Annotated in this window: 26 protein-coding genes and 1 pseudogene; 19 read left to right on the forward strand and 8 right to left on the reverse strand. The window is 64.8% G+C overall.

The genetic code is table 11. The features are described 5' to 3' along the window. Positions 1-5: 5 nt before the first annotated feature. A complete protein-coding gene (locus AC2VNO_RS11595; protein WP_486934266.1) occupies positions 6-1,598 on the reverse strand; it encodes a peptide ABC transporter substrate-binding protein in 1,593 nt (530 codons plus the stop codon). 260 nt (positions 1,599-1,858) lie between these two features. Between AC2VNO_RS11595 and prfB the strand changes: the two genes are divergently transcribed. The 7 genes from prfB (at position 1,859) to rimI (ending at position 8,353) form a co-directional block, all read left to right on the forward strand. Then, positions 1,859-2,957, forward strand: a protein-coding gene (gene prfB / locus AC2VNO_RS11600; protein WP_486934267.1) for a peptide chain release factor 2 whose coding sequence is annotated in 2 segments (ribosomal slippage) — positions 1,859-1,933 and positions 1,935-2,957 — 1,098 coding nt in all. Because the reading frame shifts where the segments join, the coding sequence is not laid out codon by codon here. A 68-nt stretch (positions 2,958-3,025) separates the two neighbouring features. After that, the gene (gene lysS, locus AC2VNO_RS11605; RefSeq protein ID WP_486934268.1) at positions 3,026-4,576 is read left to right on the forward strand and encodes a lysine--tRNA ligase; all 1,551 of its coding nucleotides are present in this window, start codon (positions 3,026-3,028) and stop codon (positions 4,574-4,576) included. Positions 4,577-4,824: 248 nt separating this feature from the next. Continuing rightward, entirely contained in the window at positions 4,825-5,211 is a 387-nt protein-coding gene (locus tag AC2VNO_RS11610) for a hypothetical protein (RefSeq protein ID WP_486934269.1), read from the forward strand. A 76-nt stretch (positions 5,212-5,287) separates the two neighbouring features. Then, positions 5,288-6,721, forward strand: a complete 1,434-nt coding sequence (locus AC2VNO_RS11615; RefSeq protein ID WP_486934270.1) for an MFS transporter — start codon at positions 5,288-5,290, stop codon at positions 6,719-6,721. 27 nt (positions 6,722-6,748) lie between these two features. After that, the gene (locus tag AC2VNO_RS11620; protein WP_486934271.1) at positions 6,749-7,057 is read left to right on the forward strand and encodes a BolA family protein; all 309 of its coding nucleotides are present in this window, start codon (positions 6,749-6,751) and stop codon (positions 7,055-7,057) included. Continuing rightward, positions 7,054-7,899, forward strand: a complete 846-nt coding sequence (locus tag AC2VNO_RS11625) for a hypothetical protein (protein WP_486934272.1) — start codon at positions 7,054-7,056, stop codon at positions 7,897-7,899. Before AC2VNO_RS11620 ends, AC2VNO_RS11625 begins: the two co-directional genes overlap by 4 nt. Next, the gene (rimI, locus tag AC2VNO_RS11630) at positions 7,892-8,353 is read left to right on the forward strand and encodes a ribosomal protein S18-alanine N-acetyltransferase (protein WP_486934273.1); all 462 of its coding nucleotides are present in this window, start codon (positions 7,892-7,894) and stop codon (positions 8,351-8,353) included. The genes AC2VNO_RS11625 and rimI overlap by 8 nt, the downstream gene beginning before the upstream one ends. Positions 8,354-8,377: 24 nt before the next feature. On the opposite strand, the gene AC2VNO_RS11635 is transcribed toward rimI, so the two are convergent. Both AC2VNO_RS11635 and rsmD read right to left on the reverse strand, forming a co-directional pair. Next, entirely contained in the window at positions 8,378-8,569 is a 192-nt protein-coding gene (locus tag AC2VNO_RS11635) for a cell division protein ZapB (protein ID WP_486934274.1), read from the reverse strand. Positions 8,570-8,685: 116 nt separating this feature from the next. Further along, positions 8,686-9,312, reverse strand: coding sequence for a 16S rRNA (guanine(966)-N(2))-methyltransferase RsmD (gene rsmD, locus AC2VNO_RS11640; RefSeq protein WP_486934275.1), 627 nt, complete (start codon positions 9,310-9,312; stop codon positions 8,686-8,688). Positions 9,313-9,402: 90 nt separating this feature from the next. On the opposite strand from rsmD, the gene ftsY reads away from it, so the two are divergent. The 4 genes from ftsY (at position 9,403) to rpoH (ending at position 13,433) form a co-directional block, all read left to right on the forward strand. Continuing rightward, a complete protein-coding gene (gene ftsY / locus AC2VNO_RS11645) occupies positions 9,403-10,764 on the forward strand; it encodes a signal recognition particle-docking protein FtsY (protein ID WP_486934276.1) in 1,362 nt (453 codons plus the stop codon). After that, positions 10,761-11,429 (forward strand): cell division ATP-binding protein FtsE, encoded by a 669-nt coding sequence (gene ftsE / locus AC2VNO_RS11650; protein WP_486934277.1) that lies wholly within the window; start codon positions 10,761-10,763, stop codon positions 11,427-11,429. Before ftsY ends, ftsE begins: the two co-directional genes overlap by 4 nt. Beyond that, positions 11,426-12,430, forward strand: a complete 1,005-nt coding sequence (ftsX, locus tag AC2VNO_RS11655) for a permease-like cell division protein FtsX (RefSeq protein WP_486934278.1) — start codon at positions 11,426-11,428, stop codon at positions 12,428-12,430. The genes ftsE and ftsX overlap by 4 nt, the downstream gene beginning before the upstream one ends. Positions 12,431-12,566: 136 nt before the next feature. Continuing rightward, positions 12,567-13,433, forward strand: coding sequence for an RNA polymerase sigma factor RpoH (gene rpoH / locus AC2VNO_RS11660; RefSeq protein WP_486934279.1), 867 nt, complete (start codon positions 12,567-12,569; stop codon positions 13,431-13,433). 76 nt (positions 13,434-13,509) lie between these two features. Here the strand turns inward: rpoH and slmA are convergent, their stop codons facing one another. The 5 genes from slmA to coaBC form a co-directional block, all read right to left on the reverse strand. After that, positions 13,510-14,124 (reverse strand): nucleoid occlusion factor SlmA, encoded by a 615-nt coding sequence (gene slmA, locus AC2VNO_RS11665; RefSeq protein ID WP_486934280.1) that lies wholly within the window; start codon positions 14,122-14,124, stop codon positions 13,510-13,512. 67 nt (positions 14,125-14,191) lie between these two features. Next, complete coding sequence (gene argB, locus AC2VNO_RS11670; RefSeq protein ID WP_486934281.1) at positions 14,192-15,112, reverse strand: acetylglutamate kinase; 921 nt, start codon at positions 15,110-15,112, stop codon at positions 14,192-14,194. Positions 15,113-15,142: 30 nt separating this feature from the next. Then, a complete protein-coding gene (locus AC2VNO_RS11675) occupies positions 15,143-16,540 on the reverse strand; it encodes a phosphomannomutase/phosphoglucomutase (protein WP_486934282.1) in 1,398 nt (465 codons plus the stop codon). 101 nt (positions 16,541-16,641) lie between these two features. Next, entirely contained in the window at positions 16,642-17,124 is a 483-nt protein-coding gene (gene dut, locus AC2VNO_RS11680; RefSeq protein ID WP_486934283.1) for a dUTP diphosphatase, read from the reverse strand. Positions 17,125-17,161: 37 nt separating this feature from the next. Beyond that, positions 17,162-18,445, reverse strand: a complete 1,284-nt coding sequence (gene coaBC, locus AC2VNO_RS11685; RefSeq protein WP_486934284.1) for a bifunctional phosphopantothenoylcysteine decarboxylase/phosphopantothenate--cysteine ligase CoaBC — start codon at positions 18,443-18,445, stop codon at positions 17,162-17,164. A 133-nt stretch (positions 18,446-18,578) separates the two neighbouring features. Here coaBC and radC point away from each other — a divergent pair, with 133 nt between their 5' ends. From radC to AC2VNO_RS11725, 8 genes and pseudogenes are all read left to right on the forward strand, one after another. Continuing rightward, positions 18,579-19,253, forward strand: coding sequence for a RadC family protein (gene radC / locus AC2VNO_RS11690; protein WP_486934285.1), 675 nt, complete (start codon positions 18,579-18,581; stop codon positions 19,251-19,253). 248 nt (positions 19,254-19,501) lie between these two features. Beyond that, the gene (rpmB, locus tag AC2VNO_RS11695; RefSeq protein WP_010630182.1) at positions 19,502-19,738 is read left to right on the forward strand and encodes a 50S ribosomal protein L28; all 237 of its coding nucleotides are present in this window, start codon (positions 19,502-19,504) and stop codon (positions 19,736-19,738) included. A gap of 26 nt (positions 19,739-19,764) precedes the next feature. Next, on the forward strand, positions 19,765-19,920 hold the full coding sequence (gene rpmG / locus AC2VNO_RS11700) for a 50S ribosomal protein L33 (protein ID WP_086509014.1): 156 nt from the start codon (positions 19,765-19,767) through the stop codon (positions 19,918-19,920). Positions 19,921-20,055: 135 nt separating this feature from the next. Beyond that, positions 20,056-20,880: a bifunctional DNA-formamidopyrimidine glycosylase/DNA-(apurinic or apyrimidinic site) lyase gene (gene mutM / locus AC2VNO_RS11705; protein WP_486934286.1), complete on the forward strand. Its 825-nt coding sequence runs from the start codon at positions 20,056-20,058 to the stop codon at positions 20,878-20,880. 22 nt (positions 20,881-20,902) lie between these two features. Continuing rightward, positions 20,903-22,093, forward strand: coding sequence for a class I SAM-dependent rRNA methyltransferase (locus tag AC2VNO_RS11710; protein ID WP_486934287.1), 1,191 nt, complete (start codon positions 20,903-20,905; stop codon positions 22,091-22,093). Between the two features lies 1 nt (position 22,094). After that, positions 22,095-22,409, forward strand: a complete 315-nt coding sequence (locus AC2VNO_RS11715; RefSeq protein WP_486934288.1) for a putative signal transducing protein — start codon at positions 22,095-22,097, stop codon at positions 22,407-22,409. A 39-nt stretch (positions 22,410-22,448) separates the two neighbouring features. Continuing rightward, positions 22,449-22,883: an acyl-CoA thioesterase gene (locus AC2VNO_RS11720; protein WP_486934291.1), complete on the forward strand. Its 435-nt coding sequence runs from the start codon at positions 22,449-22,451 to the stop codon at positions 22,881-22,883. Between the two features lie 174 nt (positions 22,884-23,057). After that, positions 23,058-23,490 (forward strand): annotated as a pseudogene (locus tag AC2VNO_RS11725) (alanine dehydrogenase); the annotation flags it as partial.

Below are 23,490 nucleotides of genomic sequence, written 5' to 3' on the forward strand. Positions count from 1 at the left end.
AAGTATCACTCTTCGAAGGAGACCCAGCGCGAGCGATGGATGTCCTCGATGTTGTTTTCCCAGCCTTGCAATGCAGGGTTCACCAGATTGCGAGAGACGTAGTAATAGATGGGCAGGGTGGCACTGTCGGCGAGTGCCAGTCGTTCGGCCTCGGCCATGATCTCTCCACGCCGGTCGAGATCCTGGGTGTTGGCAGCCTCCCGCATCAGCGCGTCGAATTCCTCGTTGCGGTAGGCGCCGTAGTTGTTGGCCACGCCGCCCTCCAGCAGGCTGAGGAAGTTCTGAGCATCGTTGTAATCGCCGATCCAGCCGGCACGACCCACATCGAAGTCGCCCTGGCGCAGGTCGGCATAGTGAACGGCGACCTCGGAGTTGAACAGATCGACCTCGACGCCCAGAGGTTCCCACATGGCGCCGATGGCGATGGCGACCTTGCGATGATCTTCGCTGGTGTTGTAGCGCAAACGCAGCTGCAGCGGGTTGTCGGGGCCATAGCCCGCTTCGCTCATCAGCTCACGAGCGCGTTCGGTGCGCTCTTCCTGGGTCAATTCGGCAAACTCGAGCGTTGCCGGCTCGTAGTGGCTGACGCCGGGCGGGACGAAGCTGTAGGCCGGCTCCTCTCCCGTTCCCAGGATCTGCTCGGTGATCACCTCGCGGCGCACCGCCAGGCTCAGGGCCTCGCGTACGCGGGGATCGGCCGTGGGGTGGCCCTCGCGTGAGTTGAGCACGTAGTAGTAGATGCCGAGGTAGGGAGCCGTGTGGGTCGCATCGGGAAGGTTGTCGCGCAGCCAGCGGTACTGCTGGGTCGGGAACTCCCTCGCCACATCGATCTCGCCGGCGCGGAAACGGTTTAGGGCGGTGTTGCGCTCCTCGATGGGGAAGTAGATCACCTGGTCGAGCGCGACGCTGTCGGCAGCGTGGAAGTGCTCGTTGCGTACCGCCTCGATACGCGTCTGCGACTGCCAGCGCTGTAGCTTGAAGGGGCCGTTGGAAACCATGGTGCCGGGGCGCGACCAGCGGTCGCCGTGCTCTTCCACCACGTGCTTGGGCACCGGGTAGGCGGTGTAGTGGGAGAGCTGGTCGAGGAAGTAGGGGGTCGAGCGCTCCAGAGTGATCTGCAGGGTACGGTCATCCAGCGCTTCGATGCCCAGCGTTTCGGGATCTTGCTCGCCGCTATAGACCGCCTCGGCGTTCTCGACCGGGTAGAGCAGGTAGGCGTAGTCGGCGGCCGTTGCCGGGGTGAGGATGCGGCGGAAGGCGAAGACGAAATCATCGGCGGTCACCGGCTCGCCGTCCGACCAGCGCGCATCGTCACGAAGCTGAAATGTGTAGACCGTGCCGTCTTCCGAGATCTCCCACGACTCGGCCACGCCGGGGATGCGTTCCCCATCGGCGGCTTCGGTGATCAATCCTTCGAAAAGGTCGCCTGCCACGTCGTTCTCCCAAACGCCGCTGATCTTGTGGGGGTCGAGAGAGGCGGGCTCCCCCATGATGGCGATACGCAGCGTGTCGGCCTGGAGCGGCAGAGCGAGAAGACTGCTCGCCAGAACGGCGGTGCGGAACAGCGGGGGGAGACGGAGACGATCGATCGAGATCATTAGTGTGTTACTCCTTGTATCTTGTTATTGGATGGCAAATCCACTGCCAACTCGCCTCCACCTTAGTAGATTTAACCAGTATTTCCCTGTGAGACTTCAGCTAGGCAATGCGTAAGCGATCGCTGACAGTGCCATTCGGTGAGGATGCGCCTCCCGGGCAAGTTCGCTACAATAAGCGCCTTTTCCGTGCCGTATGCCGAAGGGGCCTCATCGCCTCGGGTGGCGGCCGATTTCCCCTAGCGAATCAGGCGAGCGAGCCCATGCTGGAAACCAACCCCATTCACAACCTCATCAAGGACCTGTCCGAGCGGACAGACGTCCTGAGGGGGTATCTTTGACTATGCCGAACGCAAGGATCGGCTAGAGGAAGTCTCCCGCGAGCTGGAAGACCCGAACGTCTGGAACGACCCGGATTACGCCCAGAAGCTCGGCAAGGAGCGCGCGTCGCTGGAGGTCATCGTCGAGACCATCGATCAGCTCGACCAGGGCCTGGCGGACAGCCGCGACCTGCTCGAACTGGCCGAGATGGAAGAGGACGAGGACACCGTCGCCGAAGTGCAGAAGGAACTCGACGGGCTTCAGGAGAGCCTGGCCAAGCTCGAATTCCGGCGCATGTTCTCCGGCGAGATGGATGCCAACAACGCCTATCTCGACATCCAGGCCGGCTCCGGCGGCACCGAGGCCCAGGACTGGGCCAACATGCTGCTGCGCATGTATCTGCGCTGGTGTGAGCACCACGGCTTCAAGACCGAGATCGTCGAGGTGTCGGCGGGTGAAGTGGCGGGCATCAAATCGGCCACCATTCACGTGCAGGGCGATCACGCCTTCGGCTGGCTGCGCACCGAGACCGGCGTGCATCGCCTGGTACGCAAGAGCCCGTTCGACTCCGGCGGCCGCCGCCACACCTCCTTCGCTTCAGTGTTCCTGTCACCCGAGGTGGACGACAACTTCGAGGTCGAGATCAATCCGGCGGATCTGCGTACCGACACCTATCGCTCCAGCGGCGCGGGTGGCCAGCACGTCAACACCACCGATTCGGCGGTACGTATCACCCACGAGCCCACCGGTATCGTGGTGGCCTGCCAGAGCCAGCGCAGCCAGCACGCCAACCGCGATTTCGCCATGAAACAGCTCAAGGCGAAGCTGTGGGAACACGAGATGCAGAAGCGCAATGCCGCCAAGCAGGAGGCGGAGGATGCCAAGTCCGACATCGGCTGGGGCAGCCAGATCCGCTCCTACGTGCTCGATGACCAGCGCATCAAGGACCTGCGTACCGGCGTGCAGACGAGCAACTGCGACCGGGTGCTGGATGGCGACCTGGACGCCTTCATCGAAGCCAGCTTGAAACAAGGGCTATAGCCTGCTGCGCTCGCGCGGATCGAGCCGCGTTTACTACACCGCAATTGTGACTGCTAACAGGTAGCGAGATGGCAAATCAGAGCTCTTCCCCGGATAGCCCCCAGATCGACGAGAACCGCCTGATCGCCGAGCGTCGGGCCAAGCTGGCGGCACGGCGTGAGCGCGCCGCTGCCATCGGCGGCAGCGCCTTCCCCAACGATTTTCGCCGCGACAGCCTGGCGGCCGAACTGATTGCCGAACTGGGCGACAAGGACAAGCTGGAACTGGAGGCGCTGAACCGACCGGCAGCGGTGGCCGGACGCATCATGCGCAAGCGCGGACCGTTCCTGGTGATCCAGGATCCCAGCGGGGTGATACAGCTTTACGTCGACAAGAAGGGCCTCCCGGAAGAGCTGCTCGAGGAGATCAAGGGGTGGGACATCGGCGACATCGTGGCCGGCCGTGGCCCGGTGCACAAGTCGGGCAAGGGCGACCTCTACGTGATGATGGAAGAGGCCAAGCTCTTGACCAAGAGCCTGCGCCCGCTGCCTGACAAGTTCCACGGCTTGACCGACCTGGAGGCGCGCTATCGCCAGCGCTACGTCGACCTGATCATGAATCCCGATTCGCGCAAGGTGTTCGAAACCCGCGCCGGGGTGATCAGCGCCATGCGTCGCTTCTTCGAGGAGCGCGGCTTCATGGAGGTGGAGACCCCCATGCTGCAGCCGATTCCCGGCGGTGCCACGGCGCGGCCCTTCATCACCCACCACAACGCGCTGGATATCGACATGTTCCTGCGCATCGCGCCGGAGCTCTACCTCAAGCGCCTGGTGGTGGGCGGCTTCGAGAAGGTCTTCGAGATCAACCGCAACTTCCGCAACGAGGGGCTGTCGACGCGCCACAACCCCGAGTTCACCATGGTCGAGTTCTATCAGGCCCATGCCAACCATCATGACCTGATGGACCTTACAGAAGAGATGCTGCGCTCCATCTCGCTCAAGGTGCTGGGGACCACCACCGTGGTCAATACCGTACGCAATGCCGAGGGCGAGATACTCGAGAGCTTCGAGTACGACTTCGGCAAGCCGCTGAAGCGCATCAGCGTGTTCGACTCGATCCTCGAATTCAACCCGGACATCCACGCCGAGGCGCTTTCCGACGAGGCCGCCGCGCGGCAGATCGCCGAGCGTCTGGACATCGACGTCAAGGATGGTTGGGGCCTGGGCAAGATTCAGATCGAGATCTTCGAGAAGACCGTCGAACATCGCCTGAAGGATCCGACCTTCATCACCGACTACCCCACCGAGGTGAGCCCGCTGGCGCGGCGCAACGACCGCGATCCGTTCGTTACCGAGCGCTTCGAGTTCTTCGTCGGCGGCCGCGAGATCGCCAACGGCTTCTCGGAGCTCAACGACGCCGAGGATCAGGCTGAGCGTTTCCGCGCCCAGGCGGCGGAGAAGGATGCCGGCGATCTGGAGGCGATGTACTACGATGCCGACTACGTACGCGCGCTGGAGTACGGTATGCCGCCCACTGCCGGCGAAGGCATCGGTATCGATCGTCTGGTGATGCTGTTCACCGACAGCGCCTCGATCCGGGATGTTTTGCTGTTCCCGGCCATGCGTCCTGAGGTGGAATGAAGGGGCTGCGCTTCGGCCAGGCAAGCCGCTGAAGCGACGGGGGACATGCCTTCGAGGAGGCGCACCGAGCCCATCCCTGGGAGCTACCGGCGCCATCCATGGCGCCGGACCTCCTCTCCGGCATTCCCCCGTCGCGTTACCTCTTCTGACAGATCAAGCCCGGGCTTCTCTGCCAACCGGCGGAAGTATTGGTAAGCGGCGGCGCTAGCGCCCATAATGATCACCGTTTCGACGTCGAGGAGACCGCGATGAAACTGCTCAACCGCTCCGCCCTGAGCGTCAGGCCGACCCGGCACTTCGTGGACTGGATCAATGCCCTTGAACCCACCATGGGGGACGACGACCTCACCCTGGACGACGTCGAGCGTGAAAGCACGGTCTATCTGATTCCCGAGATGGACACGCCGGAGGCGCTGGAAGCCTTCGTGCGGGAGCGCTACCTGGAGATTCTCGAAACCGAGTTGCGCGCCTGGGAAGAGGATGAGCGGCAGTGGCCCGAAGCCCTGGACTGGGCGCTCTTCCAGCGTTTCGTGCAGATCGAGCACAGCTATCTCGCCATCGATCTGGACGACGAGACGGCGTTGGAAATCTCCGAGGTCGACGATTCGCTGCTATTGGAAACCGATCAAGACTGATCCGCTTCCTTCGTTGATCTTCGAGAACCGGCTGCGGCCGGTTTTCTCGTTACGCTCCCGCAGTAATGGAAACAGGATGAGCCGACTCTTCACTACCCGACCCGGCGATGACGGCCTGCCGGGACCCGAGCGACGACTGGCGGTACTGGCGCTGATCCTGGGCACGCTGATGGCGGTGGTCGACGTCACCATGGTCAACATCGCGCTGCCTTCCATTGCGCGTGACCTGGAGATATCGGATGCCCGGGCAGTGTGGGTCACCAACCTCTACCAGATCGTCTGCGCCGCCTTCCTGCTGGTGTGTGCCTCCTTCAGTGAAATGGTCAGCCGCCGCCGGCTCTACGTGGCAGGTCTGGCGCTGTTCGTATTCGCCTCGCTGGGTGCGGCGCTTTCGCGCAGCCTGGAGTGGCTGCTGGTATTTCGCGCCCTGCAGGGGCTGGGCGCGGCGGCCACGCTCTCCATCGGCCCCGCGCTCTATCGCTCGATCTTCCCCACGCGGCTGCTGGGTAGCGCGCTGGGGCTCTCCGCGCTGGTGGTGGCGGGCGGCTACGCGGCCGGCCCGGCACTGGGCGGACTGGTACTGTCGGTAGCGGATTGGCCTTGGCTGTTTGCCCTGCACCTGCCGCTGGGGGTCGTCTCGCTGTGGCTGGCGTGGCGTGCACTGCCCCGGGAGAAGGGGCGCCGTGGCGGTTTCGACGGTCGCGGCGCCCTGGGGTCGGTCATCATGCTCGGCAGCTTCTTCATGGCTATGGACACGTTGGCCCATGGCGCACCGCTGTGGCAGGCCATTGCCTGGCTCACACTCAGCGTCGTGGTCGGCTATCTCTTCCTGCGTCGCCAGCGCCGCGCCAGCCACCCTCTGCTGCCCCCGGCGCTGTTTCGGGTGGCACGCTTTCGCCTGGCGGTATCCGCTTCGGGGCTGGCTTTCGTCGGTCAGGGGCTCGCCTTCGTTGCGCTCTCCTTTCTCTATCAGCAGGAGATGGGGTTTTCGCCGCTGCACACCGCCTGGCTGTTCACGCCCTGGCCGTTGGCCATCATGCTGGTCGGACCCATTGCGGGGCGCTTGGCCGATCGCATCAATCCCAGCGTCATGGCAAGCCTGGGGCTGGTGCTGCTGATGTTGGGGCTGGCTTCATTGGCAGTGCTACCCATGGATGCAGGCCTGACCGACAGCCTCTGGCGCACGGCGCTGTGCGGCATCGGCTTCGGTCTGTTCCAGCCGCCCAACAATCGCGAAATGATGACCAGTGCACCGCGCGAATTGAGCACCAGCGCCTCGGGCGTGCTGAGCACCACGCGGACCGTAGGGCAGTCTCTCGGTGTGGCACTGGTGGGCGCCTTCATGGCGGCCAACGCGCCGGTCCAGGTCACCCTGTGGGTCGGCTGCCTGGCTTGCCTGCTCGCTCTGGTGGCCAGTCTGGCGCGGATGTCATCGGCTGGCGCCGCCCAGGCAGGGGCGGCCGGCAAGTCCCCCGCGGGGGTGCAGTCAACGAGCAAGCGAGTACAATGACGCCATACCCATGATCGAGGAGCCCACATGAGCATTCAGGCGGTCATCGAAGAGAAGCTGCAGGCCCTCGAGCCCACCTTTGTGACGGTGGAGAACGAGAGCCATCGCCATGCCGTGCCGGCCAACTCCGAAACGCATTTCAAGGTCACGCTGGTTTCCGAGCACTTCCGGGGGCTGATGCCGGTGAAGCGGCACCAGCGCATTTATGCGCTGCTGGCCGATGAGCTGGCCGGACCGGTACATGCCCTGGCCCTGCACCTCTACACGCCGCAGGAGTGGGCCGCCCGCGGTGAAGCGCGCCCCGACTCGCCCGACTGCCGCGGTGCCGGCGCGTGACCACAGAGCCACAGCGCCTGCAGTATCTCGAGGCGATGGGGTTGACGGCCTGGGTGGCCCGCTATCGGCTGCCCAACGCCAAGGAGAGTGAAGCCTGCGAGTGGAGCCTTCCCGAACGTCCGGCGCCCTCGCCACCTGCGGAGCGCCTGCATGCGCTGCTGGACGAGACCGAAGCCGCTCAACGCCAGGCCCCTGCGCCACCACCGGCCATAGAGACCCCACGCGCAAGGCCGCCTCGGCGTGCCCGCCAACTCTTGGGCATCGAGCCCGAGGGCGAGGCCAACGAATCGCCGGTTGAGGTGACAGCGACGAGTGGGGATGCGAGCAGCAGTAGCGCTCAGGACGCCGCGAAGGTGGGCGAAGCGCAGGAGCCTCTGCGCTTCATGCTACAGGTGACCTGCCTTGCCGGCCGCTGGCTGATATTCGTGCCGCAGCAGACGCCGCCGGAACCCGCTCAGGCCGAGCTGTTGGCCAATCTGCTGAAGGCGGCAGCGCTCGATGTGCTCCAGCCGCTGGACTTCGAGCCGTTTCGCTGGCCGCCGATGGAGGGCCTGTCGGCCGAGGCGCCGCTGGAAGAGGCGCGCGAGGGCCTGCGGGCCTTCATCGAAGGCACCCGGCGGCGCGGGTGGTCGCCTGAGCGCGTGCTGATCTTCGGTCAGGAGCCCACGTTGGAACGGCTGGTGGGGGCGCCGCAAGAGAGTGTCGAATGGCTGGGCCTGCCCTGTTGGCAGGGGCCTTCCCTGGGCGGGCTGGCTCGAAGCGCCGAGGCCAAGCGCGACCTGTGGTCCACCTTGCTGGAATGGCGGCGGGCCTGGTCGGCTCCTGGCGAGAGCGATGGGTGAGGTCGGCATACGGCTGCTGTCACCCGCAGATCTGCAGCAGCTGCAGGAGCTGGAGCGACAGCAGCCATGGCCTTGGTCGTCCGGACAGCTGTCGGCGACGCTTGAGGATGCCGACAGCAGCGTCTTCGGTGCCGAGCTGGAGGGTACGCTGGTGGGGCACGCCGTGGTGGTCCGGCTACCTTTCGAAGCGGAGCTGCAGGCGATGCTGGTTACCACCACCATGCGCCGTCGCGGACTGGCGCTGAGGTTGCTGGAGGCAGTGATCGACCAGAGTCGGCGCTGGGACAGCGAGAGGCTGCTGCTCGAAGTGCGGGCGAGCAATGCGGCTGCCATCGGGTTATATCGGCGTGCCGGTTTCGATGAGGACGGGCGGCGGCGCGGCTATTATCCGCCCTTGAACGACACAGCCGACGCGAACAGGGAAGATGCCGTCCTGATGTCGCGTCGGCTCTAGAGGATTAGGCGCGTGCGGGAGAGCTCAGCTTCTCTCGGCATCCACTTCGTCGAACTTGCCCAGCAGTGCGGTCAGGCGACGCTCCCACTCTTCGCGTTCCTGTTTCAGACGGCTATTTTCCTCGCGCAGCTCCTCCGCCTCCATCTTCAGCAACTCCAGGGCCTCGACGGCACTGGCCACTTTCTGTTCGAGCCGGTTGAAGAGTTCGGTGCTCATCGTGTTCTCCTGAAATATGTCCTGCCGGGGCGGGCGCCTGCCCGCACTGAATCCGTTGCGCAGCGTAACGCCGAGGGCCGAGGCTCGGCAAGCGTAGCCGAACGGCGACGCGGCTCTCAGGCGGCGGGACTCACCTGGCGTCGGTAGAGCCGGCCGGTGCTGTCGCCGGCACGTACTTCGCGGTGCAGCGACCAGCGCTCCGGGATATCTACTTCGAGGCCCGTTTCGGTCTCCAGATAAATCCACGCATCCTCGGTGAGCCAGCCCTGCTCCAGCCGCTCACAGCAAAGCCCCGCCAGATCCTGGCGAAAAGGGGGATCGACAAAGACCAGCGAGAAGGGAGGCGTATCCGTCGGAGCGCTGGCGACGAGAGCAAGGGCGTCGCCGATGTGCACCGTGCCTCGATCGCCTGCGCCCAGGGTTTGCAGATTATTGCCAAGCGCCATAGCCGCCTGCGGGTCACGTTCTACGAACAGCGCCTCGGTCGCCCCTCGGGAGAGCGCCTCCAGGCCCAGCGCCCCGGTGCCGGCAAACAGATCCAGTGCCCGGGCGCCCGGCGTGGCCGCGGCCAGCCAGTTGAACAATGTCTCGCGGACCCGGTCGGGCGTGGGGCGAAGTCCGGGGCGGTCGAGTACCGGCAGCAGGCGGCGACGAAACTCGCCGCCGATGATGCGCAGGCGGCCATTGCCCTTGGGTGAGTGGGTGTCAGGGCGGGAGCGGGATGAGGGGCGGCGTCGGGTCATGGTGGCGAATTGTACCCGTCGGCTTGTCCACAGTCATGATGCGCAGTGTTAGGATGTAGCGATCATTCACCCGTGAGGCTGAATTCCCCCATGTTCGGTTTTTTCAAGCGCAAGAAGCAGCAGGACCAGCAGCAAGACGACCCGAAGGATCAGCCGTCGGCACCGCCCGAGAAATCGGCAACGCGGGAGGAGCCTGTCGAGCGGGACGAATCGCCGGATGAGGTGGCGTCCAGGCAGCACGGCCGCGAAACCGCTCCCGCCGAGCCTGATGTCGTCGAGGCCCCGAGCCCCGAGGCGCGCGCCATGGCAGGGCCTGCGGCGGATGAGGCGCGTGAGCGAACCGAAGCGATCGATGGGGTCGACCAGGAAGAAGAGAACGCCGTGCTGCGCGAAGAAGCCCTGGCCCCGGTTTCCCAGCCCGCCGACACTCAGTCCGAGCCCGAGCCCGAGCCCGAGCCCGAGCCCGTTCGCACGCCGCTGCAGGAAAAACCCGTCGCCGAGAAGCAGGGCTGGTTTGCGCGTATCCGCTCGGGGCTGGGCAAGACCCGCGCCAACCTCACCGAGGGCATCGCCGGCCTGTTCCTGGGCAAGAAGCAGATCGACGACGAGCTGATCGAGGACCTCGAAACCCAGCTGCTGATGGCCGATGTGGGCATCGAAGCGACCACCGAAATCATCGACCGCTTGACCGAGCGCGTCTCGCGCAAGGAGCTCAAGGACCCCCAGGCGCTCTATCGCGCACTGCAGGACGAGCTTGCCACCATGCTCGACGCCGTGGCCACGCCGCTGTCGCTGCCGCCCAAGGGCGAAGGCCCCTTTGTCATACTGGTCGTGGGCGTCAATGGCGTGGGCAAGACCACCACCATTGGCAAGCTCACCCAGCGTTTCCAGCGCGAGGGGCGCAGCGTGATGCTGGCTGCTGGCGATACCTTCCGCGCCGCGGCGGTGGAGCAGCTCAAGGTGTGGGGTGAGCGCAACCGAGTGCCGGTCATTGCCCAGCACACCGGTGCCGACAGCGCTTCGGTGATCTATGACGCCGTCGCGGCAGCCAAGGCGCGCAAGGTCGATATATTGATCGCCGATACCGCCGGGCGGCTGCACAACAAGGGGCACCTCATGGAGGAGCTCAAGAAGGTGCACCGGGTGATGGGCAAGCTCGATGGCGGGGCGCCTCACGAAGTCATGCTGGTGCTCGACGCCGGCACCGGCCAGAACGCGCTGTCTCAGGCCAGTACCTTCAACGAGGCGGTGCCGGTCACCGGCATCACCCTGACCAAGCTCGACGGCACCGCCAAGGGCGGCATCATCTTCGCTCTGGCCAAGCAGCTCGGCACGCCGATTCGCTTCATCGGCGTCGGTGAGGGCCTGGATGACCTGCGCCCCTTCGAGGCCCGCGATTTCGTCGACGCGCTCTTCGATCAGGGCGATGAGGGAGACGCCGCCTCGTCATGATCCTCTTCGAGCACGTGGGGAAACGCTACGGCGGGCGTTTCGAGGCGCTGGCCAACATCGATTTCAGCGTACAGCGCGGCGAGATGGTCTTTCTCACCGGGCATTCAGGCGCCGGCAAGAGTTCGCTGCTGCGTCTGATCATGCTGCTCGAGCGCCCGACCCGTGGGCGGATACTCGTAGCGGGGCATGACATCGGTCGTCTTCACCCCAGTCAGGTGCCTTTCTACCGACGCCAGATCGGGGTGGTGTTCCAGGATCACCAGCTATTGCTGGACCGCTCGATTTTTCACAACGTGGCACTGCCGCTGGAAATTCGTGGCTTCGACCCGCGCGAGGCTGCGCGCCGAGTACGGGCCGCACTGGACAAGGTGGGCCTGCTGCATCGCGAAAAGGCGCTGCCCGTCGAACTCTCCGGCGGCGAACAGCAGCGGGTGGGTATCGCCCGGGCAGTGGTCAACAAGCCTTCACTGCTGCTGGCCGATGAGCCCACCGGCAACCTCGATCCGCAGCTCTCGGCAGACATCATGGCACTTTTCGAGGACTTCAACCGTATCGGTACCACGGTGATGATCGCCAGCCACGACCTGGCGCTGATCGCTCGCCTGCGTCACCGGGTGCTGCGTCTGCGCGAGGGCCGTCTGGTGGCCGATGAGGAGGCGGCATGAGCCGTCAGCCTCGTACGGGCGGCACGAGCCGTCGCCAACCGCCCGCGCCGCCGCGCGGTGCACGCAGCCAGCGGACACGCTCCTCGAGCCGTTTCCGCGGTTGGCTGCGCCATCATCGTGCCATGTGCCTGGACAGCGCCAATCGATTGCTGCGGGCTCCCATCGCCAGTTTGCTCACCATGCTTGCCATCGCCATTGCGCTGGTGTTGCCGGCTGCACTTTGGTTGGCGTTGGACAGCGCGCGGCTGCTCGACGCCGAGCTCGAAGAGAGTGCCACGCTGACCGTCTACCTGGATCACGCCATCGGCGAGTCCCAGGCCGGTCGCATAGACGAGGCAGTGGCGGCCCATGAAAGCGTGGCGCGCACCCGGCTGGTCAGCGCCGCCGAGGGTATGGCTGAATTCCAGCAGGCGCTGGGGCTGGCCGACGCGCTGGGTCGGCTCGAGGACAATCCTCTGCCGGCCAGCATCGTCGTGGTACCGCTCGATCCTGCGCCCGAAGCCGTGCGCCAGCTTGGCTCCGAGCTCGAGGCGCTGAGCGGTGTCGACGAGGTGCGCCTCGACCTGGCCTGGCTCGAGCGGCTTCGCCATCTGGCCGAGCTGGGCAGCCGCCTGGCCCTGGCCCTGGCGGTGCTGTTCGGTCTGGGCGTCCTGCTGGTGGTGGGCAATACCATTCGCCTGGCAGTGGAGAGTCGTCGCCAGGAAATCGAGGTGGTGATGCTGATTGGCGCTACTCATGGCTTCGTGCGGCGGCCTTTTCTCTACAGCGGTGCCTGGTACGGCCTGGGTGGCGGCCTGCTCGCCTGGGGGCTGCTGGCGCTGGGCAATCAGTGGCTGACGATGCCGGTCAGTGCGCTGGCGGCCAGCTACGGCGCTACCTTCACCCTGCCTCGTCTGGGGCCGGAGGGCTCGGCAACGCTGCTGTTGTGCAGTACACTATTGGGCTGGCTGGGTGCCTGGATCGCCGTGAGTCGCCATCTTGCGGAGGTTCGGCCGAGATGAGGCGCCATGGAGTTACGGCTGCGTCGGCCAGGGAACGAAATCGAACATTAGCCGTCCAATCCAGCGGTTGCCATAGTACATTCGGGTTTACTGTAACGGGTTTACTGTATATAGGTTTTCAGGGAGACAACCTGCAATGAGCACCAGTCTTCTGCCGGTGGGGCAGCTCTCACCGGGACATGACCTCAACGGGTACATCCAGGCGGTCAACGGCATTCCCATGCTGACCGCCGAGGAAGAGCGCGAACTCGCCTTTCGCCTTCACGACGAAGGCGATTTGGAGGCGGCGCGTCGCCTGGTGCTGTCGCATCTGCGCTTCGTCGTGCACATCGCGCGCAGCTACTCCGGGTATGGCCTTCCCCAGGCCGACCTGATCCAGGAGGGCAACGTGGGCCTGATGAAGGCCGTCAAGCGCTTCGACCCCAATCAGGGCGTGCGACTGGTTTCCTTCGCGGTCCATTGGATCAAGGCCGAGATTCACGAGTTCGTGCTGCGTAACTGGCGCATCGTCAAGATCGCCACCACCAAGGCTCAGCGCAAGCTGTTCTTCAATCTGCGCAGCGCCAAGAAGCGCCTGGCCTGGCTCAACAACGACGAGGTCGACGCCATCGCCCGGGATCTTGACGTCAAGCCCGAGGTGGTTCGCGAGATGGAAGGGCGTCTGGCAGCTCACGATGCCGGCTTTGATGGATCGCCGAACGAAGACGAGGATTCCAGCTACCAGGCGCCGGTCCATTACCTCGACGATGACGGCTCAGACCCCGCTGTGCAGCTCGAGGACAGCGACTGGGAGGACGATGCCAACCGTCGTCTCAAGCTCGCACTGGAAGCGCTGGACGAACGTTCGCGCGACATCCTGCAGCAGCGCTGGCTGGCCGACGACAAGGCCACGCTGCATGAGCTGGCCGATGTCTATGGCGTTTCCGCCGAGCGTATTCGCCAGCTCGAGAAGAATGCCATGAAGAAGATTCGTCAGCAGTTGGGCGATGCCCTGGCCGCCTGATCGCTAGTCGTTCTGCCAATCCCGAGAAAGCCCCGGCCTGACGAAGGCCGGGGCTTTTTGCGTCGCGGTTCGGCGCTCAGGCGATGCGGGTCACGGGCTCACGCATCAACTGAGCCGACAGCAGCGCCCACTGGTCGTCCCAGTGTTCGGTGGGGCGGCGCTGGAAGTCGCTGCGCACGTACTGCGAGATGCGTCCCTCGGCTACGGCCATCAGCAGGTTGGCGGTGGCCGATACCGGCAGCACGGTGCGGCGTCGCTCGCGCAGCTCGGCTTCGCGCAGGACCTGCTTGAGCTGGGTCTCCACGCGCTCGAAGAGCTGATGGATACGTAGCCGTAGCCGGGCGGTCTCACCGGTCAACACATCGCCTTCGAGCAGGCGAGAGAGCCCCGGGTTCTTCTCGGCAAAGGCCAGTATCAGGATGAGAATCTGCCCGCAGCGTGGCACGGCCTCGTGGACCTCCTCGAGAATGCGAGTGATGCGCTCGAACAGGGTCTCCTCGATGAACGAGATAAGCCCCTCGAACATGCGTGCCTTGCTCGGGAAGTGGCGGTAGAGAGCGGCTTCGGAGACCCCCACCTGGCGCGCCAGCGCCGCGATGGTGATGCGCTTGCCGCTATCTTCTTCCAGCATCTGGGCGAGCGCCTGCAGGATCTGCTCGCGCCGGCTGGTCATCTGTGTAGCCTGCGTCATTTTTGAGTTTGTCTTCTGTTATTCATGGCCAGCGGCATCCGCCCGGTGATGGCGGGCGGAGGACCGTTCAGGCGTTGTCGTTCCCTAGGCGGTCGGCATCGGTGATCAGGGTGCCGACCCCCGCGTTGGTGAATATCTCCAGCAATGTGGCGTGGGGTACACGACCATCGATGATATGGGCGCTGCGTACGCCGCCTTTGACGGCTTCCAGGGCGCAGCGGATCTTGGGCAGCATACCACCATGGATGGTGCCGTCGGCGATGAGAGCATCCACCTGGGCGGTGGTCAGGCCGGTGAGCACTTCGCCTTCGGCATTCATCAGGCCGGCCACGTTGGTCAGCAGCATCAACTTCTCGGCCCCCAGCGCCTCGGCCACCTTGCCAGCCACCAGATCGGCGTTGATGTTGTAACTGTTGCCCTTGGCATCGACGCCGATGGGCGCGATCACGGGAATGAAATCTCGCTCGGCGAGCATCTCGATCAGTTCCGTGGAGACATGCTCGACTTCACCCACGTGGCCGATGTCGATGATCTCGGGGGCGGTCATCTCCGGCGTCTTGTGCTCGACCTTGAGCTGGCGCGCGCGGATCTGGGCACCGTCCTTGCCGGTAAGGCCAATGGCCTTGCCGCCGCACTGATTGATGAGGTTGACGATGCCCTTGTTGACCAGACCGCCGAGAACCATCTCCACCACGTCCATGGTCTGCGAATCGGTGACGCGCATGCCATTGACGAAGCGCGACTCGATCTTCAGCTTGGCCAGCAGGTCGCCGATCTGCGGTCCACCGCCGTGTACCACTACCGGATTGATGCCCACCTCCTTCATCAGCACCATGTTACGGGCGAAGGAGTCGATCAGGGTGTCTTCGGTCATGGCGTTGCCGCCGTACTTGACGACCACGGTCTTGCCGGAAAAGCGCTGGATGTAGGGAAGTGCCTCGGACAGCACTTCCACTACCAGGCGCGGGTCACGAGTCGTTTCGGTCATGGTCCTTCCTTAATGAACGAAGCGCTGCCGTCAGCTTGGCAGCGTCAGCGCCGGGTCGACCTTCTGGAGGGCGTCGGCGAACTGCTTACGTATGCGGTCGAGGGCCGCGTCGCTCTTGCCCTCGAAGCGCAGCACCAGTACCGGCGTGGTGTTTGAGGCGCGACACAGCCCCCAGCCGTCCGGGTAGTCGACGCGGATGCCGTCGAGGGTGGTCTTGACGCCATCGTCACCGAAATCCCCCTCGCGGGCCAGCTTGGCCACCAGGTCGAACTTGTTCTCGTCGGTCACGTGGACGTTGATCTCGGGCGTGCCGATGTCCTGCGGATAGCGGGCGAAGAAGGCGTCGGCATCCTCGTCCTGCTTGGACAGGATCTCGAGCAGCCGGGCGGCGCCGTAGATGCCGTCGTCGAAGCCGTACCAGCGCTCCTGGAAGAAGATGTGGCCGCTCATCTCGCCGGCGAGCTGGGCGCCGGTCTCCTTCATGCGCGCCTTGATCAGCGAGTGGCCGGTGCGCCACATTTCCGGTGTGCCGCCGGCCCGCTCGACGACGCCAGCCAGGTTGCCGGTGCACTTGACGTCGAAGATCACCCGGGCGCCGGGGTTGCGCGAGAGCATGTCCTCGGCAAAGGCCATCATCAGGTGGTCCGGGTAGATCAGCTTGCCGCTCGGCGTGACCACGCCGAGGCGGTCGCCGTCGCCGTCAAAGGCCAGGCCGATGTCGGCACCGGTTGCTTGCACCTCGCGGATCACGTCCTGCAGGTTCTCGAGCTTGCCGGGATCGGGGTGATGGTTGGGGAAGTTGCCATCGATCTCGGCGAACAGCGGTACGGTCTCGGCGCCGAGCATCTCGATCAGCTTGGGGCCCAGTTCGCCGGCCACGCCGTTGCCGCAATCGACCACCGCCTTGAGCGGGCGCTCCAGCTTGACGTCGCCGACGATGCGCTCGAGGTAGGCGTCACGCACGTCCTCCTGGCGTACGCTGCCCTGACCCTCGGTCAGATCCCCCGACTCGATGCGCCGATAGAGCGCCGTGATAGCCTCGCCGGAAAGCGTCTCGCCGCCCAGCACGATCTTGAAGCCGTTGTAGTCCGGCGGGTTGTGGCTGCCGGTGACCATCACCCCCGAGGCGGTGCCTTCGAGCACGTGAGTGGCGAAATAGAGCACCGGCGTGGGCACCATGCCGATGTCGATTACGTCGCGCCCGGCAGCGTTCAGGCCGCGCATCAGCGCTTCGCTGAGTCGCGGGCCGGAGAGTCGACCGTCGCGGGCCACCACGACGGTGGATTCGTTGCGGGCCGCGGCTTCCGAGCCGATGGCCCGGCCGATCATCTCCACGGTCGCCTCGGTCAGGGTATCGTCGACGATACCGCGGATGTCGTAGGCGCGGAAAATAGAGGCCGGTACGGTGCTGTTCTTGACTTGGCTCATAGCGGTTCCTTGTCAGACAGGTGTGAATTCATGTGCCAGGTTGCGTAGACCCTGCCGGGCGGTCCCGCTCCTTGGGCTGATCGGCAGGGGTGTCTCGTATGTCAGTGGCGTCCCGAGCTGCCGAAGCCGCCTTCGCCGCGCAGGCTGGCCTCGAAGCCGTCGACGATGTCGAATTCGGCTTGTACCACCGGCACCAGGACATACTGGGCGAGGCGCTCGAAGGGCTCCAGGACGAAGGAGGTGTCGCCGCGGTTCCAGGTCGAGATCATCAGCTCGCCCTGGTAGTCCGAATCGATCAGCCCCACGAGGTTGCCCAGCACGATGCCGTGCTTGTGGCCCAGGCCCGAGCGCGGCAGGATCAGGCCGGCAAGCCCCGGGTCGGCGATATGGATGGCAAGCCCGGTGCGGACCAGCTCGCATTGCCCGGGCTCCAGGGTCAAGGGTGCATCGAGCAGGGCGCGCAGATCCATGCCGGCGGACCCAAGGGTAGCGTAGCGGGGCATGTAGTCGCGCAGTCGCTCGTCGAGGAGCTTGACCTCCAGGCGCGGTCGTGTGGTCTGACTGGCTTGCTGGGACTCGGGCATTGTCGTTCCGTCGGGTTCGCTGTTGGCTGGGTTCGTGTCAGGGTATGGGCTGTGAGGCCAGGCGACTCAACGCCTGCTCGAGAACGGCTCTGGCAAGCTGGAGCTTGGGCTGTGGCGGTAGGGTTTCGCCACCTTCGGCTTCACCGTCGCGCCAGATCAACAGAGCTGCGTTGTCATCGGCGCCGAAGCCGAGGCCTGCGGCCGACACGTCATTGGCGACGATCATGTCCAGCCGCTTGCGTATCAGCTTGTCGTGGGCATAGGTTTCCAGGTCGCGGGTCTCCGCGGCGAAGCCTACCACCAGGGGATGCCCGCCTGCCGCATCGCGCATGTCGGCGACAGCGGCAATGATGTCCGGGTTCTTGATCAGCCTGAGCGTCAGGGCGTCCTCACCCTCGGTCTTCTTGATCTTGTGTTCGGCGGTTGCCTCGGCGCGGTAGTCGGCCACCGCGGCGCAGCCGATGAAGATGTCGCTGTCGGCAGCGAGACGACGGCTCGCCTCGTGCATCTGAAGGGCCGTCTCAACATCGATGCGAGTCACGCCTTCGGGGGTGGCCAAGTTCACCGGGCCGCTGATCAGCGAGACGCGTGCGCCGAGCTCCACGGCGGCGGCGGCCAGCGCAAACCCCATCTTTCCCGAGCTGTGGTTCGAAAGGTAACGCACCGGGTCAAGGGGCTCACGGGTCGGGCCGGCGGTAATCACGATATGCCGGCCCTGGGCAGGCAAAGCCTGCGTCGGTGACTCCGGTAGCGCGGCTTCGGCGGGTTGCTCGATAAGCGCTGCGACGATCTCTTCCGGCTCGAGCATTCGCCCGGGGCCGACATCGCCGCAGGCCTGATCGCCGCTGGCGGGACCCAGCAGACGCCAGCCGTCCTGGTTCAGGCGGGCGGCGTTGCGCTGCGTGGCGGGGTGTCGCCACATGGCCTGGTTCATGGCCGGAGCCATCAACCTCTCGGCTTCGCTGGCCAGGCACAAGGTGGTGAGCAGGTCGTCGGCCATGCCCTGTGCCAGGCGCGCCATGAGGTCGGCGGTGGCGGGGGCGATCAGGATGACGTCCGCCCAGCGGGCCAGCTCGATATGCCCCATGCCGGCTTCGGCTTCGGGGTCGAGCAGCGAGGTGCGTACCGGCTCGCCGGTCAGCGCCTGCAGCGTCAGGGGAGTGATGAAGGCCTGGGCTCCCGCGGTCATCACCACGCGTACTTCGCAGCCCGCCTGCTTGAGCAGGCGGGCGAGCTGGGCGCTCTTGTAGGCGGCGATGCCGGCACTGATGCCGAGCAGAATGCGCCGGCCGGCGAGCCGATTGGCGGACAGCCTCGTCATGGCGATTTCCTGAACTGAAATCCGACCGCCTACCTTACCACTGCCGTTGAAGTTGCGCAGCCGCAGCCTTTGGTGAAGGTCGGTTACAATGACGGCATTACCTAATCAAGGAAGCGTAGCAAGGAGACAGGGAATGTCGATTCGCGACTGGCCCGAGGGCGAGCGCCCGAGGGAAAAGCTGCTGGCGCTGGGGGCCGAGGCGCTATCCGATGCCGAGCTGCTGGCGATCTTTCTTCGCGTCGGTGTGGCGGGGCGCTCGGCGGTGGACCTCGCTCGCGATCTGCTCACGGCATTCGGGGGGCTGCGCCAACTGCTGGAAGCCGACCAGACGCGGTTCTGTGCGGAGCGCGGTCTGGGCATGGCCAAGTTCGTACAGCTCCAGGCCACTCTTGAGCTTTCCAAGCGCCACCTGGCGGCACAGCTCGCCCGCGGTAACGCCTTGACCTCGCCCACCCTGGTACGCGCCTACCTGGCTTCACAGCTGCGCCACCTGGGCCATGAGGAGTTCGCCGCACTGTTCCTCGACACCCAGCACCGGGTGATTCGCTTCGAGTCGCTGTTTCGCGGCACCCTGGACAGCGCCTCGGTCTACCCTCGCGAGGTGGCGCGCCGTGCGCTGGAGCTGGGGGCCGGCGCGATCATCTTCGCCCACAACCACCCCTCGGGCGTGGCCGAGCCCTCGGATGCCGACCGCCGCATCACCGATCGCCTGCGCGAGGCGCTGGGCCTGTTCGAAATCCGCGTGCTGGATCACTTCGTCGTCGGCGACGGGGAGGTGGTGTCCTTCGCCGAGCGAGGCTGGCTTTAGGTGAGAAACCGGCTGCGCTCGGTTCGCTGGTGCTTGTGGTGGAAGTGCGACTGCTCATGAAAGCTTGCGGGGATAGGGGGCAAGGGGTGTAGAATACGCGGCTACTTGTTGCCTGTAGGGGTGCACTCTGCTATAAAGTGCAGCCTTTGAATTCCCTTGGGTCAAATGACAACGGGGTCGTTCCCGGTTTGCCCGACAGGTTTTGAACACTCAGGTTTGACCACCTGGCCAAGCGGTTGGAGGCTCCCATGTCCAAAGTATGTCAGGTTACCGGCAAGCGTCCGGTAACTGGTAATAACGTTTCACACTCCCAGCGCAAGACCCGTCGTCGCTTCTTGCCGAACCTGCACACCCATCGCTTCTGGGTGGAGTCCGAGAACCGCTTCGTCAAGCTGCGGGTCTCCTCCAAGGGTATGCGCATCATCGACAAGAAGGGCATCGACGCGGTGCTCAGCGACATTCGCAAGCGCGGCGAAGCCGTCTAAGCGACCAGATCAGGGAGTAAGCAGTCATGCGTGACAAGATCAAGTTGGTGTCCAGTGCCGGTACCGGCCACTTCTACACCACCGACAAGAACAAGCGGAACACCCCCGACAAGCTCGAATTCAAGAAATTCGATCCGGTCGTCCGCAAGCACGTGATGTACAAGGAAGCCAAGATCAAGTAAGCCGGTCGGACGTCTGCCCATGCGGTGCACGTCCACGGCGACTTGACGGTTTCCAGCCGCAGGTAACAAGACCTGTCCTCCTGAACCCGGTGAATGCCGGGTTCAGGCGTATCTATTTCCCGGATATTTCTCGCCATGCCCGAGCTACCTGAAGTCGAGACCACCCGACGCGGTATCGCTCCCCACGTGGAGGGACGCGAGATCGTCGAGGCGATCGTACGCCAGCCGCGCCTGCGCGTGCCGGTGCCCGACGATTTGATCGAACGCCTGGTAGGCTCGCGCATCGGCACCCTGACACGCCGCGCCAAGTACCTGCTGGTGCCCTTCGAAGGCGGGTCTGAGGGTAGCCTGATCTGGCATCTGGGCATGTCGGGTAGCCTGCGTATCGCCCGGCTGGGCGATCTACCCAAGAAACATGACCATATCGATCTGGTGTTCGACGACGGCGCCATCCTTCGCTACCACGATCCGCGTCGCTTCGGCTTCGTCGATTGGCTGGCCGCCAGTGCCGAGCTCGATCCGCGGCTGTCGAACCTGGGGCCCGAGCCACTGTCAGACGCCTTTGACGGCGAACGTCTCTACCGGCTCTCACGGGGGCGCCGCATGGCGGTCAAACCGTTTTTGATGAATAACGCGGTAGTCGTGGGCGTGGGCAATATCTACGCCAGCGAGGCTCTGTTCCTGGCCGGTATCGACCCACGCCGGGCTGCCGGCCGCATCTCCCGCGAGCGCTACGAGCACCTGGCTGCGGCCATTCGGGAGGTGCTTGCCGCTGCCATCAACCAGGGTGGCACCACCCTGCGCGATTTCGTCAGTGGCACCGGTGAACCGGGCTACTTCAAACAGCAGCTGAACGTGTACGGCCGCCACGGCCAGGGCTGTCGGCGCTGCCACGGCGAGCTGCGGCTGGTGACGCTGGGCCAGCGGGCCAGCGTTTTCTGTCCCGCCTGCCAAAAATGATCTTCATTCCACGAGACGAACCATGACCCAGACCCTGCGCCTAAAGAAGAACGCCGACCGCCGCCTCAAGGCCGGCCATCTGTGGCTCTACTCCAACGAGGTGGACATCGAGGTCACACCGCTCAAGGGCTTGGAGCCGGGGGCTCAGGTCGTCGTCGAGGCCGCCAACGGCAAGGCGATGGGGGTGGCCTACGTCAATCCCAACTCGCTGATCTGTGCGCGAGTGGTGTCGCGCGACCCTGAGATGCGTCTTGACCGCTCGCTGCTGGTGCACCGCTTCAACCAGGCCCTTTCGCTGCGTCAGCGCCTCTATGCCAAGCCGTTCTACCGACTGGTGCACGGTGAGGGCGATCTGTTGCCGGGGCTCGTGATCGACCGCTTCGACGACGTGCTGGTGGTGCAGCTCAACACCCTGGGCATGGAGCGCTTGGCCGAAGAGGTCGTCGCTGCGCTGGACAAGGTGCTTGCGCCGCGCGTCATCGTGTTCAAGAACGATTCGTCAGGGCGTCGCCAGGAGCAGCTCGAGCGTCAGGTCACCGTGGCCAAGGGCGAGCTCGACGGCCCGGTGCTGATGGAGGAGAACGGGGTACGCTTCCATGTGCCGGTAGTGGATGGCCAGAAGACCGGCTGGTTCTTCGACCACCGCGCCAACCGCGCCTGGCTCAACGGCCTGGTCGCCGGTAAGCGCGTACTGGACATGTTCAGCTACGTCGGCGGCTGGGGTGTGCAGGCCGCAGCCAACGGCGCCCGCGAGGTGCTGTGCATCGACTCGAGCGCCCAGGCCCTGGAGCGAGTAGCCGAGAACGCGGCCCTGAACGGCCTTCACGAGCAGGTCGCGGTAGGCGAGGCCGATGCCTTCGAGGCCCTCGCTGCGCTCAAGGCCGACGGTGAGCAGTTCGACGTGGTGATTCTCGATCCCCCCGCCTTCATCAAGAAGCGCAAGGATATCCCCAACGGTGAGCGCGCTTACGCCAGGCTCAACCGAGAGGCCATGCGTCTGCTGGGGCGCGACGGTCTGCTGCTTTCCGCCTCCTGTTCCATGCACCTGGCCCCCGAGCGGCTGGTGGAGGTGGTGCGCGGTGCGGTACGTCACCAGGACCGCCACGGACAGATCGTTTATCAGGGCCACCAGGCGGCCGACCACCCGGTGCATCCGGCAATTCCGGAGACGTCCTATCTCAAAGCTCTGGGCGTCCGCGTCTTCCGGGATTGAAATGAGCGGCTATGTACGCGTCTTCGCTCACTCCAATGCGCTGCTGGTCAGTCACGTACGCAACGTGCTGGCCGCGGCGGACATCCCCGTGGAGCTGCGCAACATGGTGCTGGGCGGAGGTGCGGGTGAGCTGCCGCTGGGTGAGTGCGAGCCCGAGGTGTGGGTGGCACCGCACAACCGCGAGCATGCCGAGGCATTGATTCACGCAGCCATGGCTGGTCCCGGCGAAATGCCGGGCTGGCACTGCCCGAACTGCGGCGAAACGCTGGAAGGTGTCTTCGATACCTGCTGGCGTTGCGGCACGACGAAAGCCTGAATCCGTCATGAGAGAACCCGCACGGAGAGCACCATGTCACTGGAGTGGGATCTTCCCGATCCGTTCGTCATCGAACTGGAAGTAGGCGCCTCGGCCATCGACGAGTACGGCCACGCCAACAACACCGAGTATCTGCGCTGGGTCGAGCAGGTGAGCTGGGCCCACTCGGAACATCTGGGCCTGGATCTGGCCCGCTATCGTGAACTGGACCGGGCCATGGCCGTACATCGGCATGAGCTCGACTACCTGGCGCCGGCCTTTCTGGGGGAGCGCCTTGCCCTAGCCACCTGGATCGTCGGTTGCGATGGCCGCCTGACCCTGACCCGGCGCTTCCAACTGCTACGGCCCGCCGATGGCCGCACCCTGCTGCGGGCACGCACCCGCTTTGCCTGCATCGAACTCTCCTCGGGGCGGCCGCGGCGATTGCCGGATGAATACGTGAAGGTATATGGCGGTGCCCTCAGCGAAGAGTGACGATGGGGATCTTTCGCCAATCTTTTGCTGGGAAAAGATAATTTTCTGACAGAAATTCACTTTTTGTGGGTTATTGCCGTTCTTCTTTTCCCAGGCTTCATGTTTCGACTTCCTGTGCTGTAATGCGCTTGTCGTATACCGAACAACGCGAAATAAACGCCCAAGAGGTGCCCCATGAAGATCGCCGTGCCGAAGGAAATCAAGAATCATGAATATCGCGTCGCCCTGACTCCTACGGGGGCACGGGAGCTGGCGACGCGGGGCCATTCGGTGGCCGTTCAGGTGGGCGCCGGCGAAGGCGCGGGCTTCTCCGATGCCGACTACGAGGCAGCGGGCGCCCGGCTCGACGGGAACGTGGACACCCTCTGGGCCGAGGCCGAGATGATCCTCAAGGTCAAGGAGCCCCAGGCGGATGAAGTGGCACGTCTCTCCCGCGGGCAGACGCTGTTTACCTATCTGCACCTGGCTGCCGAGGAAACGCTTACTCGCGGCCTGATGACGAGCGGGGCCACCTGCATCGCCTACGAAACCGTCACCGACCGTCAGGGCGGCCTGCCGCTGCTGGCTCCCATGAGCACCGTGGCAGGGCGCATGGCGATCCAGGCCG

Source organism: Halomonas sp. TH-94, assembly GCF_057473365.1.